This window comes from Pseudomonas sp. ASL4 (assembly GCF_056680395.1).
Genome location: NZ_CM155280.1, coordinates 7,282,611 through 7,297,077, shown reverse-complemented (window position 1 = coordinate 7,297,077; position 14,467 = coordinate 7,282,611). Strand labels below are relative to the sequence as shown.

The 14,467-nt window shown below is 56.3% G+C and carries 14 protein-coding genes; 4 read left to right on the top strand and 10 right to left on the bottom strand.

Annotated features, from left to right (window positions below; all coding sequences use genetic code 11):
- Positions 1-10 precede the first annotated feature (10 nt).
- Genes rimJ through AC1MEW_RS33405 form a run of 4 tightly spaced genes read right to left on the bottom strand, consistent with a single transcriptional unit; the run spans position 11 to position 3,558 of the window.
- The gene (gene rimJ / locus AC1MEW_RS33420) at positions 11-577 is read right to left on the bottom strand and encodes a ribosomal protein S5-alanine N-acetyltransferase (RefSeq protein WP_201255115.1); all 567 of its coding nucleotides are present in this window, start codon (positions 575-577) and stop codon (positions 11-13) included.
- A gap of 57 nt (positions 578-634) precedes the next feature.
- Positions 635-1,624, bottom strand: a complete 990-nt coding sequence (locus AC1MEW_RS33415) for a sensor histidine kinase (protein WP_480424996.1) — start codon at positions 1,622-1,624, stop codon at positions 635-637.
- A 42-nt stretch (positions 1,625-1,666) separates the two neighbouring features.
- Positions 1,667-3,127 (bottom strand): ATPase domain-containing protein, encoded by a 1,461-nt coding sequence (locus tag AC1MEW_RS33410; protein WP_201255117.1) that lies wholly within the window; start codon positions 3,125-3,127, stop codon positions 1,667-1,669.
- The gene (locus AC1MEW_RS33405) at positions 3,124-3,558 is read right to left on the bottom strand and encodes a hypothetical protein (protein ID WP_242486232.1); all 435 of its coding nucleotides are present in this window, start codon (positions 3,556-3,558) and stop codon (positions 3,124-3,126) included. The genes AC1MEW_RS33410 and AC1MEW_RS33405 overlap by 4 nt, the downstream gene beginning before the upstream one ends.
- Positions 3,559-3,757: 199 nt before the next feature.
- Between AC1MEW_RS33405 and AC1MEW_RS33400 the strand changes: the two genes are divergently transcribed.
- Positions 3,758-4,288, top strand: a complete 531-nt coding sequence (locus AC1MEW_RS33400; RefSeq protein WP_480424995.1) for a GNAT family N-acetyltransferase — start codon at positions 3,758-3,760, stop codon at positions 4,286-4,288.
- Between the two features lie 247 nt (positions 4,289-4,535).
- Here the strand turns inward: AC1MEW_RS33400 and AC1MEW_RS33395 are convergent, their stop codons facing one another.
- A complete protein-coding gene (locus AC1MEW_RS33395) occupies positions 4,536-5,942 on the bottom strand; it encodes a DUF2252 domain-containing protein (protein ID WP_201255119.1) in 1,407 nt (468 codons plus the stop codon).
- A gap of 141 nt (positions 5,943-6,083) precedes the next feature.
- On the opposite strand from AC1MEW_RS33395, the gene AC1MEW_RS33390 reads away from it, so the two are divergent.
- The 3 genes from AC1MEW_RS33390 to AC1MEW_RS33380 all read left to right on the top strand — a co-directional run bounded on the left by AC1MEW_RS33390 (position 6,084) and on the right by AC1MEW_RS33380 (position 8,564).
- Positions 6,084-7,016, top strand: a complete 933-nt coding sequence (locus AC1MEW_RS33390; protein WP_201255120.1) for a YeeE/YedE thiosulfate transporter family protein — start codon at positions 6,084-6,086, stop codon at positions 7,014-7,016.
- A gap of 170 nt (positions 7,017-7,186) precedes the next feature.
- Entirely contained in the window at positions 7,187-7,675 is a 489-nt protein-coding gene (abiEi, locus tag AC1MEW_RS33385; RefSeq protein ID WP_242486233.1) for a type IV toxin-antitoxin system AbiEi family antitoxin, read from the top strand.
- Positions 7,662-8,564 carry a nucleotidyl transferase AbiEii/AbiGii toxin family protein gene (locus tag AC1MEW_RS33380; RefSeq protein WP_201255122.1) on the top strand — a complete coding sequence of 301 codons (903 nt, stop codon included), beginning with the start codon at positions 7,662-7,664 and terminating at the stop codon, positions 8,562-8,564. The genes abiEi and AC1MEW_RS33380 overlap by 14 nt, the downstream gene beginning before the upstream one ends.
- 77 nt (positions 8,565-8,641) lie before the next feature.
- Here AC1MEW_RS33380 and AC1MEW_RS33375 read toward each other — a convergent pair whose 3' ends face one another.
- The 5 genes from AC1MEW_RS33375 to AC1MEW_RS33355 all read right to left on the bottom strand — a co-directional run bounded on the left by AC1MEW_RS33375 (position 8,642) and on the right by AC1MEW_RS33355 (position 14,454).
- Positions 8,642-8,881, bottom strand: a complete 240-nt coding sequence (locus tag AC1MEW_RS33375) for a DUF6124 family protein (protein ID WP_322270510.1) — start codon at positions 8,879-8,881, stop codon at positions 8,642-8,644.
- Positions 8,882-9,246: 365 nt separating this feature from the next.
- Positions 9,247-9,501 carry a hypothetical protein gene (locus AC1MEW_RS33370; protein ID WP_201255124.1) on the bottom strand — a complete coding sequence of 85 codons (255 nt, stop codon included), beginning with the start codon at positions 9,499-9,501 and terminating at the stop codon, positions 9,247-9,249.
- Positions 9,502-9,536: 35 nt separating this feature from the next.
- Positions 9,537-9,911: a DUF6124 family protein gene (locus AC1MEW_RS33365; protein WP_201255125.1), complete on the bottom strand. Its 375-nt coding sequence runs from the start codon at positions 9,909-9,911 to the stop codon at positions 9,537-9,539.
- Positions 9,912-10,618: 707 nt separating this feature from the next.
- Entirely contained in the window at positions 10,619-12,988 is a 2,370-nt protein-coding gene (locus tag AC1MEW_RS33360) for a restriction endonuclease subunit S (protein ID WP_480424991.1), read from the bottom strand.
- Positions 12,985-14,454, bottom strand: coding sequence for a type I restriction-modification system subunit M (locus tag AC1MEW_RS33355; protein WP_480424990.1), 1,470 nt, complete (start codon positions 14,452-14,454; stop codon positions 12,985-12,987). The genes AC1MEW_RS33360 and AC1MEW_RS33355 overlap by 4 nt, the downstream gene beginning before the upstream one ends.
- Positions 14,455-14,467 lie beyond the last annotated feature (13 nt).

The following is a 14,467-nucleotide window of genomic DNA, read 5'->3' as shown; positions in this document are numbered from 1 at the left end:
CGATGAGCGCTTAGCGGTATCCGGCATTCGTCGCCGGGTTGATCAACGCCGTCAGCACGTGGTCCTGCCAGCGCCCGGCGATACTCAGGTAGGCCTTGGCATAGCCCTCGCGTTCAAATCCCAGACGGTCCAGCAGCCGCGCACTGCGCTCATTGCCAGGAATGTAATTGGCCATGATCCGGTGCAGACTCTGCTGTTCGAACATATAGCGAATGCCTGCTTCCAGCGCTTCCTGCATCAAGCCCTGGCCCTGATGAGCTTCGTCGATGTGGTAACCGAGGTAGCAGGCCTGAAACGCCCCGCGAGTGATGCTGCTGAAGTTGCAGGCGCCGATCATCTGGCCGCTGTCCGGGGTCAGCAACGCAAAATGCACCGCCAGGCCGGCCTGGAACGCGCTGGCTTGCACCTCAAGGCGCGGGCGGATGTTTTCAGTGCTGTGGTAATCGCTGGGGCGAATCGGCGACCAGCGGGCAAGATGCCTCAGGTTGCGCCGGTAGAAGTCGCTCTCCAGCGCCGCCTGTTCAGGGTCGAGCACCGCCAGGGTCAGGCGATTGCAGGGCAGGGTCAGCAGCGGCATTGGGCGCTCCGGGTCGCGGGAATCGAAGCGCAAGCATTACGTGGCCAGCCGGAAAACTCAAACCGCCAACGGCAACGTCACGATAAAGGTACTGCCTTTGCCATCGCCGTCGCTCATGCCGACGACCGTGCCGCCATGGGCTTCCACCAACTCACGAACCACCGTCAGGCCTATGCCCAGACCGGCGCCGTTGAAGCCGACGGCATGAACGTCCTGCACAAACGGTTCGAAGATAAACGGCAGCGCCTGGGCGGAAATGCCAATGCCGTCATCGCAGATGCTTATTTCCAGCACCTGGTCCTTGGCCGTGACCGACAGCGTGACATTACCGCCCGACGGCGTGTACTTGGCTGCGTTACCCAGCAGGTTGCCGAGAATCTGTGTGAGCCGCACCGGGTCACCGTCCACCGAGAGTGCACAGGTTGGCAGTTCGGCGGTGAAGTGCAGGTGGCGGGTGTTCATCACCGGGCTGCACACGTCGATCGCCCCGCGGATGATCTGCACCATGTCGACGATACGGCGATCGAGGCGCAGTTTGCCGGTGCTGGCGCGGGACACGTCGAGCAAGTCGTCCACCAGCCGCGACATGTGCTGTACCTGGCTTTCGATCAAGGCCTGCATACGCGGCAGCTCTTCGCTGGGCACTCGCACCAGTCGGCCGGCGATCATGCTGATGGGCGTCAGCGGGTTGCGCAGTTCATGGGCGACCAGCGTGAGGATATTGCGTTGCTGCGCCAGCGTGTGTTCGGCGGAGGCCTGCAGGTTTTGCGCGCTGAGGGCCGCAATCACCAATTGCGCGTTGGCCTCGCGCATCTCCAGGAACAGTTTTTGTTCTTCTTGTGTGCGCAGGGGTTTTTTTGCATCCGATTGCGCCGTAAGAATCGCCATCACCAATTGCTCATTGGCTTCGACCAGCAGTTCTATTTGCTGGACGCCCACCAGCCGGGTGTTGGTGTCGCGTAATTCTTTTTGCAGCGCCGCCAGCACCGCACGGGCCTCGACGGTTTTTTGGCCGAGCAGGAACAACTCACGAGCGGCCGTAGCCATCGCTTGTGCATTCGTGCCATTGGCCTCCGTCATGGTCTGTGCTTATGCCTCCTCTTTGCCGACACGCCGCCGGGTTGGCCGGCCGCCGAGTAACCCTTCCTGATCCGGCAACATTTCGCCGATCTGCAAGCCGTTATTGTCGATGCGGTACAGGCGCAACTCATCGGAGTGAGCGCTGGCCCGCACCTTGACCACGGCCATGATCCGCAACAAGCGGCTCTGCACTTCAATGTAGCGCTGAACGATGATCGCGTCGGTAAGAAACGCGGTGCCGTAAGGGCTGAAACGCAGGTCGGTGTAGCGGTCTTCCAGCTCCGAGGTCATCAAGACGCTGACCCCGGCGCCGGTCAGCGCGCTGACCATGCGCGATAGCGACTCGCGGAAGTCCTCGCGGAAGGTCGGTGCAAGCGCCAGTTCGAAGCCCGATAGCGAATCGATCACCACACGAGTGGCTTTCAGTCGGCTGATCTCGCTGAGCAGCAACTGGACGATCTCGTCGATGGACAGGTCCGGCGCCCGGCTATCCACCAAACTGACCTGACCGCTCTGGATCAAACCGGCCAATGTAGTGTTTTGTGAGTGGTTAGGCCGTTGCTCGAACACCGCGATCACGCCGGTTTCTCCATTGCGCGCGCCTTCGGCCAGGAAGGTCGACGCCAGAATGCTTTTGCCCGAACCCGAAGGCCCGGCTACCAGCAACGAATAACCCTGAGGCAGTCCGCCGCCGAGCATCTCGTCGAGTTGTGGCACGCCCATTTTCAGGCGTTTGATCGGGGATTTCTGTGGTGCTTCAACCGGGTTGAGTGGCGCAGGCGCGAAGACCTTGATTCCCGATGTGGCGATACGGAAGGTATGCAGCCCCGGCAATGTCGGCTGGCCGCGCATCTTCATGATTTCCATCTTGCGCACCATCGAGTTGCGCTCGACGCTTTGGCGCAGCCAGATCAGGCCGTCGGCGACGGTGAAAATCGGGTTGGTATCGGTTTCGGTGAAATATTCGCCGATCAGGAAGGTCGTTGCCTGCCAGGTGGTCATCAACATGCCCAGTTGCTGAACGAACTGCGGCAGGTTGTTGTTGGGGTTGTCCTGGGTCTGGCTGGCCAGCACCACGGAGCGGAACGAATCGACAAACACCAGCGACGGGGAGTGAGCCTCCACCTCGCTGACGATGCGCCGCAGCACCTCGTCCAGGTTCCCGGCCAGGGTGTCGTCGGCCAGGTTGATATAGCGAATCGACTGATTGATCGCTTCGCTGTCGAAAAAATCGAATTGCTGCTGATAACGCAGCATCTTCAGCGGCGGCTCGCCGAGTACGGTAAAGAACAGCGCCGGGCGTTCAGGGGTCGCCAGGGCAAACATCATTTGATGCGCCAGGGTGGTTTTGCCGCAGCCAGGCGGGCCAGCGATCAGGTTGAACGAAAACTCCGGCAAACCTCCGCCCAGCACCTCGTCCAGCCCCGGCACACCAGTGGCCAGGCGGTTGATAGTCACTTTGGTGCTCATGGCGAAGTTTCCTGCGAAAGGGTGTCGCTCAAAGAAGGTTCCCACACGCCACGAAGCAAACGTGCGGTGAGCGAGGGCCCGATCAGCGTGGTCAATAACTCATAAAACGTGGTCAGCAACACGTCGCCGAAAAACAGCGCATCGGTTTCGTTTTGCTCAACGAGTATGAACTTGAGGGCAATCAGATCCAGCGACGCCTGCACACTGTCATAAGTGCCGGCCAGACGCGGATGGGTGGAGACGCATATATGAAGGCTGCGGCGGTACAGCGCGACAACCCCTTGCTGGCCGATGATGGGCGTAAGGGCTGCGCCCATATCCTGCAAAATTGAAACGATCGCTTGGGCGATCCTTGCAATGTCAGCGTTGGGACCAACACGGTGCGCCAGAGACGCTACGATCTGGCGGCTCTCTTCGCTTAGCGTGGACATGGCTAACTGATATCTGATTGACAGGTATTGATGGTACACCCTATGGAGGGTGGGGGAGTGATTTGCATCAGCGATTGCAAAAGGACTCGCAAATTGAGCACTTTAAAACTCTTGGGTCTATAAGTTCCCCGGAACTGCTGCACAAACATTTAAATCTCGCTGTGGTTGGCGAACATGGAAGCCGTTTTAAGGATGAAATATGCAGTTGTCGTTACCCGAAGGCCTGCTTTCAATGAGTTTGAGGGCGCCCGATCCTATGTTGAGTACATCGCTGCAGAATGCGTTAAATGCGAGTTTTGCGGCTCATTCCGAGTTTTTGCCTTGGGCCAAGCCTTACATCAGCGAGGATGAAGCGCGGGCTTTCATGTTGCGATCGGTCGATGAGTTCGAAAGCGAAACCGGCGAGCGGCGGTTTTTTATCGTTGCGGACGAAGACCAGGCGATTATTGGCTGTATTGGCCTGAAGCCTGGCGGTCGCAATCGATATGTCGTGGGTTATTGGGCCAATACCGAGTATGCGGGGAAAGGCCACATGCGACGGGCGCTGGAGGCGTTGGTCAAAAGCCTGCCTGGCAATACGTTTTATCTGACGACATCTTCGGCCAACTTGCCCAGTCAGCGCCTGGCGGTTGCGGCGGGATTTCAATGGGTCAGGATTTTTCCACGAGCGCGTCAGACAGAGCAGCATGGCGTCCAGGACACCTACCTTTATCGATTGAAACACCCGTAGGAGCTGCCGAAGGCTGCGATCTTTTGATCATTGCCGATTTCAGCATCGTCGAAGATAAAGATCAAAAGATCGCAGCCTTCGGCGCCTCCTACAGGGGGGCGAGGTAATCAGCAGGCAAAAAAAAGCCCGCGGGAGGGCGGGCAAACCGTAGTTTCTTGAATGAGCGAGGGCAATGTACCGTTTGATGGAGGCGCGTGTAGTGAAGAAAAATTTATCTACCTCAACGCTCACCGGGCCATTACGGTGACTATGGCAAGTGATCCGCCGCAAAGTCGGCCTCGGAACGCGCCCGCAAACGGCCCTTGCGGCAAGCCTGTTGGAAGCGCTCGAAATCCTGCTCATTCTGCTTGGTGTAGCCTTCGGCATACTTGAAGAGCGCATCGGCCAGTGCCGCGCTTTTGCCAATGTAACCGCTGATTTGCGCGGCTTGCCCTGACGATTTGGCGTGGGCACGGGCCAGGGCTCGGCCGCAGGTTCGTCCATAGGCTGCAAAGGTTTCGGCGTCGAATGTCTCGATTTCAGCCGAGACTTTCATGTCGCGTAACTGGCGTACATAAAACTGTCGACCGCCGGGGCCGGTCGTCCAGCCGAGAAACAGGTCACTGGCCGATTGCATCAACCGCTGGCCGTTCACCACCCGCTGACCGTTGTGCTGCACCCGCGACTTGCTCTTGACGTAACCGGCGAGCACCGAGCGCCGCGCCTCCTTGAATTGCAGGAACAGCGGATTTTCCTGTTCGTCGGTCAACAGTGCCACCAGGCAACGCGTGCCGACACTGCCGACACCGACCACTTTGAACGCCATGTCGTGGGCATGAAACCGCGACATTAGCTCACGCCGGTCAGCCTGCAGTGTGGTTCGATAGTCGCCCATGAACGTGTCGTAAAGCGGCTTCCAGTCAGAGAACCGCAGCCAGTCATCGTCGGCATCCAGCAGCGTCGTGGTGGTGTGCAGGTGAAAAATTTCCGGCAAGTCATCGCGAATGGTCAGACGGCCCTCGGCGTCACGTTCGCATATTTTTGGCAGCAACTCGGCATGCGTGCGCCGCTCGGCTTTCTCGATGGCCCGCTCCACGTGTTCCAGCGTGGCTTTGCTCGCTTGCTCCAGCAAATCGTCGTAACTGATGGACCCGTACCAGGTTTCCAGTGCGCTCTGTTGGGCGCACTCCGCCATGGTTTTCTGATAGGCCGCGACCACCTGACGGCAGACGTCTTCCTCGACCGTATCGCCGTGGCGCAAATCCTTGGCAGCTACCATAAAACTGGCCACCAACCTTTTGAGGTCCCATTCCCAAGGGCCGGGGTGTGCTTCGTCGAAGTCATTGACGCTGAACAGCAGATTGCGCTCGGGCGTAGCAAACCCGCCGAAGTTCATCAGGTGACTGTCGCCGCAGATGGGCGATATCAACCCCATGTTGGAAGTGCCGGCCAAATCGTGGGCGTGTAGCAGCGCATTACCGCGATAGAAGGTGAACGGGGAGACCAGCATGCGGCCGTAGCGCAACTCGACCAGCGACTTTATGCGGCCCTCGCTGGACGCCTTGATCAGCGGCAGCGGATCGCGGTCGATATTGCCTAGGGCCGACTGGGTGTTGCGGGGGCAGGCTTTGCGCGCGTCCTTGCCTTGCTTCAGGCGGTCTTTGAGGAGGGTCATGGGGGCTCATTCGGTCGGCGTTGAAGGGCGTATGCGAACTGAGTGTAGAAGGGCTTTGGATGTTCATCCGAAGTGTTTTGGCTGCGACTAACCTGTCCCTTATGCACCCGCTTAACACTGCGCCCGGAAACAAGGAGGCCTGTGCTTTCACTGCTGATATCGCTGCTGCTGAGCTTCCTGATCGGCTGGGTATCCCAGCGTATGGGCATGTGCCTGGTCAAAGCCATCGGGCTACTGCTCAACCGCCGACCGACGCTGTTCGTGTCACTGATTGCTTGCGGCTTGTTCGGTCTGTTGCTGGCGCCGTTCTACAGCCTGTTCGGCATCAGTCAGCCATTGTTTATCCCGGAAGTCGGCTACCTGTCGTTGGTTGCCGGCGGCCTGCTATTCGGCCTCGCCTCGGTCCTCAACGATGGCTGCAGCGTCGGCACCCTGACCAAACTCGCCAGCGGCAACCTCACCAAGGTCTTCACCATCCTCGGTTGGGTGCTGGGCATCGTGCTCTGGCACCACCTCAACATGCTGCCCGAACACAAAACCCTGCAAATGCCGACCATCACCAGCGGCCATTACTGGCTGACCCTCGGCATTTTGTTGGCGGCGTTACTGTTCTTGATCCGCGTCCACGGCGACAAACACCTGGTGCTGTCCAGCATGCTCCTGGGCGCACTGACCAGCGCGCTCTACACCTTTGAACCGCTGTGGACGCCCAGCGTGTTCTTTTACAACCTGTCGCAGATGTTTTGGATGCCAGGTGAAGGCTCGCTGACCGGAGAGCGCATGGCGGTGTTCGGCATGCTGATCGTGGGTATGTTGAGTTACACGCTGCATCGGCGGACGTTCAGTTATGAGCGGTTTGAGTGGCGCGCGGCGGTGAAGCATTTACTGGCTGGCGTGCTGATGGGGATTGGGGCGTCGATGATGCTTGGAGGGAATGACTCGCAGATTTTGTTGGTGTTTCCGACGCTGACCTGGGTGGGGGTGGTGCCGTTAGGTGCGATTGTGGTGGGGATATTGGTTGGGGTTGCGGGGCGGCGGTTGGGGTTGAGAGTGGTGTCGGCAGGTGAGCGTTAGGCGCTTTCGTTGTGCTGTAAGACCAGCGGGCTTTGAAAGGTGCTCAACGGTAAGTTACATTAAGTGAAACCTTCTGTAGAGTCATTGGCATGCAGCCACACTCAAAATCTAGCCAGCCAATGGGACGACTTCTGCGGGAGTTGACCCGTCTGGCCAGTGAAGAGAGGTACTTGTTCACTCCGGACGACCTCCGGGTACTGGTCCCAGATATCTCCGACGGTGCCTATAAAACGCTGCTGAGCCGCGCCGCGTCAGAAGGTCATCTAACGCGAGTGTGTCGAGGGCTTTATATGTTTGAGGCTGCCAAGCCCTCAAGCGGTCTGGTGTTGTTTCATGCGGCGGCAAGGCTGCGTGCCATGCAGTTCAACTACATCAGCCTGGAAACAGCATTGAGTGATTGCGGCGTCATCTCACAGATCCCCATCAGCTGGATCACGCTCATGTCATCCGGGCGCAGCAGCACCATCTCCTGTGGTCGGTGGGGCACGATTGAATTTGTGCACACTCGTCAGCAACCTCAGGATTTACTTGGACAGTTGCATTACGACACTCGTTGCCGATTATGGCGGGCAACACCGCAACGAGCATTACGAGACATGAAAGTCGCGAAACGGAATATGGATTTGATCGATTGGAGCGTTGCCAATGAGTTTGTTTGATGAACTGGTAGATGAGGCATTAAAGAACCAGCAGGCCTTGGCACCCTTGCGGGTCGTAGTCGAAAAAGAATTACTGCACCACGACATAATGCTCGCGCTGAGTTCTGCTGGAATGCTCGCCAAACTGACCTTCATCGGTGGCACCTGTTTGCGTGCCTGTTATGGCTCAAATCGTTTGAGCGAGGATTTGGACTTTACCGGCGGTGCCGATTTCAATCGTGAAAGCCTGACTGAACTCGCCCATGTTCTAGTCACCACGCTTAAAATCAAATACGGCCTTGAAGTAGAGGTGGGTGAACCTGTCCGTGAGGAAGGCAACGTCGATACCTGGAAGCTGAGGGTTCAAACGCGCCCAGGACGCAGAGACCTGCCGGCACAGCGTATCAACATCGATGTGTGCTCAATTCCGAGCTATCAACCTCAGCCCATGCAGTTGCTTAACCCGTATGGGGTCGACATGGGCACCAGTGGTCTGATCTTGCAGGCAGAAACACGTGAAGAAATTTACGCAGACAAAATCGTGGCTTTTGCGCTGCGACCTAACCGAATCAAGAATCGTGATCTCTGGGATATGGTTTGGTTGCGTCAGCAGGGCATAACCCCGCAATTGGATTTGATCGCAAAAAAACTTGACGATCACCATTGCGAGCAAAATGAGTTCCTGGCTTTGTTCAAGGATCGCTCTACCCAGCTGGATGTAAATCCGAAAGTCGTTATTGAGTTTCGCAAGGAAATGAGTCGGTTCCTGCCGGCAGAATTAGTCGCGCAAACCGTGAACGAACCGGCGTTCTGGACGTTTTTGGTTGGGCACATACGGGATTTGTATGTGATTACAGAGAAGGCGCTGCGCGGCGATAAGGGCATTCAAGGCTTTGAGTTCAAAATGTGAGCCCGAGTGACGGCAGTTGCAAAAATGGGCGACCTGCATGAGGTCGCCCATTTTCTTTTCTTGGCGAGTAAACCCACTCAGTGGCAGATGGGCTTGATCGGCGATTGAGGATAATCGAGGTTCTCCAGTGCTCGGTTGATCAGGATTTCAGCCAACCCCGCCAACTGCTGAATCGCCAAGACCACGTTGCGGTGCGGGCTATCGAGCTGGGTCGCCAGTTTGCTGGTCATGACGCTCAACAAGGCGAGGTTCTCGCTGGCGTGAGCGAGCAGGGTGATGGTGTCAACATCCGGTGCAACTTTGAAGATCTTGCTCACGGGGGCAGACTTTTTCGGGGTGCGTAAGCGGGCGCCGCGATCTATTCGGGTGACATTGGACACTCGGGTTGGACCAAGGTCTTCCGATACGGTTGCGATCGGGTTTTCAGTTGAGTCTGGGTCGTTCTTTTTCATGGAGGAACTCCGGAAGGTGAGGGATCCCTACGCTTTTCGGTCTGTTAAAACCGCCGCCGGGCTACAGCGAAAACGGGAGGTTATCCCCCCGAATCGCTGCCCGCTAGTTCATGAAGTTCGACACAACTTGAAGGAAATTTCCTAGGACGTGCGTCTCTAGAGAAGACTCAGATTTATATTCACGCTTTATCGGAAATGGGCGACCTCGATGATGCCGCCCATTTTCTTTCCTAGGCTGAAACCAGCCTCTGCAATCGCCGTCCAACCACATCCAGCAAATCGCAGCCGTCGCGCAGCGAAGTGACTAACACCCGCGTCAACTCACTGTGAATACCTTCGTCTGCCGCAATGCTTTCCAGCAATTGAGTCGCTGTACGTATGCGGTAGGCCGCCAATTCATGAAGCACGTCCAGCGGCGCTTGGGTGTCGATCAGTAGCGACGGCACGTTGCAGTCTATGCCTGTAATTGGCATGTATCGTTCCATGACAAAACCTCCTTCTGACTAACGATTGCGACCACTCAGTGGCAGACGGGCTTGACCTTCGATTCTGGCGAATCGAGGTTATCCAGCGCTCGGTTGATCAACATTTCTGCCAGCACTGCCAATTGCTGGATCGCCAACGCCACGTTGCGATGCGAGCCTTCGAGTTGATCGGCAAGGTCGGTACTCATGACATTCAGCGAGGCCAGGGTTTCGCTAGCGTGAGCGAGCAGGGTGGGCGAGTCGACGTCAGGAAGGATGGTAAAGATATGGCTCACGGGATCGGGTTGTTTCGGGTCGCGCAGGCGGGCGGTGACACGACGTTGGATGGCTTCGGAGAGTTGGGTTATGTCGAGGGTTTCGGTTTCCGAAGAGGTATCGGTTTCCGGTGGATTCGGGGTGATCTTCTTCATTGCGTAGCTCCTGGTTTGCTAGAGGAGCTGCCACCGCGCTGCTGTCAAACAGTATTGGGTGGCAGCTGTACGCGGGTTGACAGACCGGAAACGCAGGAAACCGGTGCATCCGAAGATGCCCCACGCACAGCCGCCATAAAAGCTGCACATGCGAAAGCATGCCGTTTTATGAGAAGGAGTGGAAGTTGGCGGTTTTCAGCCTGTCAAAGCCGATCGCTGATTTGCAGCGACACCTGAAGGCTATCCGTGAAGAGTGGCGGTTGCTAGTTCATGGAAGTCGACGCGTTTTGAGGGGAATTTCCTAGGACTGTGAATAAACACGAGCAAGGAAAATAACGGATCAGATTTTACCTGATGAGATATTTTTGGACTTCGTTTTTTCAGAGCCGACCTACGAACTGGAGGTGTAACTCCTACACATTCTGGCAGGTGGTTGGTTTGCTTTGCGAGCAAGCCCGTTCTCATATGGAGAGCTGCGGGGCACGAATTACCAAACCCCAGATGCAACAAAACCCGCACTTGGCGGGTTTTGTCTTGCTTCGTATTTGGGCCGGGGTAATCTGAATTGGGTTCTTAGGTATTTGATTTAATTTATTAATGTGAGTTTGTATATTTCTTTGGAATACCAACTGGAATACCGCGAGAAGTTGGATTGAGCAATATGCTTCGTATCCGTATCTTGCAAAGGGCGCCAAAGGATCATCTGTTTACTCGAAACCGGGCAAGCTGAGCATGCCACCCTTGGTACGCTTGCCAAAGCCGGTGGGCAACAGAATTTTGTGCTTCTTCATCTCTGCGAGTATCGCCAACCATTCGGTTTTGCCAAAGCGCAGCTTGGTGTCGTTCCAGCTATGCATGACTTCGTCCACGATGGATTCATCGGAAACCGGGCGGCCTTCGAGAATAAAGTCGTTCCAGGCGGCATAGAGCGTCACAGTCATTTCGCAACGATCTGTATCCCAGTCCCGCATTAGTTTGATGACTTGCTCAATGGTGGCGCGCTCAGCGACCGGCCAGGCGCTGTAATAGGCCTGCCGATGCTGCCCTGCTTGGGAGAGCGGGCGGTAAGCATGGCCAACAGTCTCGCGTTCGATGCGCTCGTACCACTGTCGGTTTTGCAAATTACCTTCGATCTGATTCATCAACTGACGATCATGCGGACCGGCAGCGTCCCGCAGGTAAGCGCCCTGGATAGCGGCAAGCTTAGCTGCATGCTCGGCCAGGTAAATCACTTTCTGCAGCTTGCGTTGGCCGAATGTACGTTGGCTATGTAGCCGATGAGTGATTTCTGCTGCGAGTAGGGTGCGAGCTACTTGCCGATCTGTGGCAATTGGAGCCTGCTGGCGATCTTCGGTAAGGGCACGCTCGACGAGGGTGCTGGCCAACTGTTCGTTGAGTTGGCGGGCCTGGATTAGGCGGGTTTTGAGTTGGTCGCAGAGGGTCATCAGTTGATCGACTTTGACGACGATGCGGTATTGTTCAGAGAGTGGAGCTAACGGGATCGGTGCCATTCTCAGTTTTTCTTGCGAGATATTGACCTGGCTGGCGGCCATGCCTGATTTGGCTTGCTCTAGGTATTTGGCGGTTTCTCCAGCGTTTAAGCAAAGAGCAATAAATCGCCCATAAGCACCTAGCTCAACGGGGTGGAACCTGATGATTTTGTCGGAAATCATTAGCTTCGGACGCGTACTTTCAATTAAGCAGGAAATCCCTACGCGATTCATAGGGCCCGCGCGCGTGAGCAGAATGTCACCAGCCTTAGCCTCTGCCTCGGGACGAGGTTCAAGATGGCTAGGAAGCTCCTTATTTTCATGCTCTAGATAGCTCATTATTTGAACTGCTGTTGTTTTGAGAACGCCCCATGCGTCATCAGAAGGCGAACTATTGCCTAGGCAAGCAGGGCTCCACCCTGAGTCCATTCCAGTCGTTATTTCTAGAAGCGGTACCCATTTCCATGTTGAAGGCAATGTGAGTTGAATGTCCTCGGCCGCGATTTTCGCCATTGTTTTCTGTTTTTTCAGCACTCCTTCCGTCACCAACCGGTGCCTTTCCGCTTGGATACGTTCGTACAACTTTTCAGCTGGCTCATCGTTGGCATCTTGCGGCACCAATTTACCCATCACGGCCAATTGCAGCAGGGTTTGTTTGAACGCGTCGATGCTGGCTTCTGTGGTGAACAGGGGGTGGACGTTTTTGGCCAGGCGTTGCCAGTTGGTGGCGAAGTCTGTGGCGTCGCTGGCTTGGGTCAGGCTGTCGAGCAGCGCCTGCACCAGTTGGGTATGGGCGCTTTCGGCGTCTGCTTGCCGGGCTTCCAGGCGGTCGCATAGGGCCATCAGCTCATCGACTTTGGCGACGATACGGTGTTGTTCCAAGAGCGGAGGAACTGGAACGATCATTTTCCGTAAATGTGTTGGACCAAAGTGAGAAATTGCCGCCCCTCTCTTATTACTATCGACCTGCCTCGCAAACTCGCTTGAGCCAAGAAATCGAATTAAGTATTCATCAAATACAACACTAAAGACCTTAAATCTAATCAAACCGGTGTAAGCAATACCACCAACAGCTTCATTTCCGACCTTTGCAACTTTCCCCAAGGACGCACTGGCAGAAAGTATGACGTCATCCAGCTCCAGCCTGAAGTGATTCCACTTTTCATTAACCATCTCTTCTTCAAGAAAATTACATCCATCCAACGTGACGAATGCATTGCGCATGCCTGCAATCCGAATCAATGGAATTCCGGCGGACCTGAAGTCCTTGGCCATGATCCCAGGTCCTTCCTGAAAGAATGAAATATTCGGCAATCGCTCCCATACCCAGCCTTCGGGCAATTCGAAAGGTTTCTCGTCGCTGTCAATAGGCGCCAGTGATTTCCCTACTTTAAACTTTCCATCCTCCTCCAGCTGCGCTCTTTCAGGCACGAATTTCTTTAGCAACTCACTGGCCGGCTCATCATTGGCAACTTGCGGCACCAACTTGCCGCAAACCGCCAACTCCAAAATCAGCTCACGCAGCTTTTTGATGCCATTGGGCGTACCGGCCAGCAGCGGCAGGTTTTCGGTCAGCAGCGCGGTCATACATCGCGCTCCAAGGCTTCTGCCAGCACGGTCTTGAGCTGGTCGCGCAGCTCGCCGATCTCGTCTTGCAGCTTGGCGTAGTCACGCAGCAGTTCGTCCGGGTCGTGGCTGACCTGTTTGCCGATATGCGGGTTCTTGCAGTCTAGGTCCCAGTTGCGAGCTTGCAGTTCTTCAACACTGACCTGCCAGGCGAATTCGTTTACCACCCGTGCGGCAAAACCATCGGCCTCGCTGCCCCACCAGGCTTCCTCCACGGCGAATTCTTCGATGCGCATGGGGCGGGTCTTGGAGTAGTTCTTAACGCCGGCCGGGTACTGGTGTTCATAGAACCACACCTGTTTGGTCGGCGTGCCCTTGGTGAAGAACAGCAGGTTTGTCTTGATGCTGGTGTAGGGGTTGAACACGCCGTTGGGCAGGCGAACGATGGTGTGCAAGTTGCACTCGGTCAGGAGTTTTTCTTTGATGCGGCTTTTGATGCCATCGCCAAACAGAAAACCATCGGGCAGTACCACGGCTGCGCGACCACCGTCTTTCAGCAACTGCATGATCAGCACCAAAAACAGGTCGGCGGTTTCGCGAGTGCGGAAGGCAGCAGGGAAGTTGGTTTCGATGCCATCTTCTTCCATGCCACCGAACGGCGGGTTGGCAACGATGCAGTGGACGCGCTCACTCGGCCCCCAGCTGATCAGCGGTTTGCTCAGGGTATTGTCGTGGCGAATCTGGTTGGGCACCTCGATGCCGTGCAGGATCATGTTCGTGGTGGCCAGCAGGTGCGGCAGCGGCTTTTTCTCCACGCCGAAGATGCTGGCCTGCAGGATACGTTCGTCTTCGGCGGTTTTTACGTAGCGGCTGCGCTTGTGTTCGATGGCGCAGGTGAGGAAACCGCCGGTGCCGCAGGCCGGATCCATCACCTTTTCGTCCAGCTTGGGGTCGACCATGCGTACCATAAATTCGGTGACCGGGCGCGGAGTGTAGAACTCACCAGCGTTGCCCGCGTTCTGCAGGTCTCGCAGCAGTTGTTCATAGAGATTACCGAACTCGTGGCGCTCCTGGGCTTTGTTGAAGTCCACGCCGTCCTGAATCTTGTTGATCACCTGGCGCAGCAGTTGCCCGGACTTCATGTAGTTGTAGGCGTCTTCAAACACGCTGCGCACTACAAAGGCCGAGGGCGTGTTGCTGTACTCGTGCAGGTTCTGCAGTTGGGGGAACAGGTTGTTGTCGATAAAGTCCTTCAGCGCCTCGCCGGTCATGCCTTCCGGATCGGCGGCCCAGGTACGCCAGCGGCAACTTTCGGGAATGGGCGAGCGGTAGTTGTCGTCCATCAGCTCCCATTCTAGCTCGCGGTCATCGAAGATTTTCAGGAACAGCAGCCAAACCAACTGTCCGATGCGCTGGGCGTCGCCGTCTACGCCAACGTCTTTGCGCATGATGTCTTGGATGGACTTGATGGTGGAGCTAATGGACATGAAGTTCTCTCAA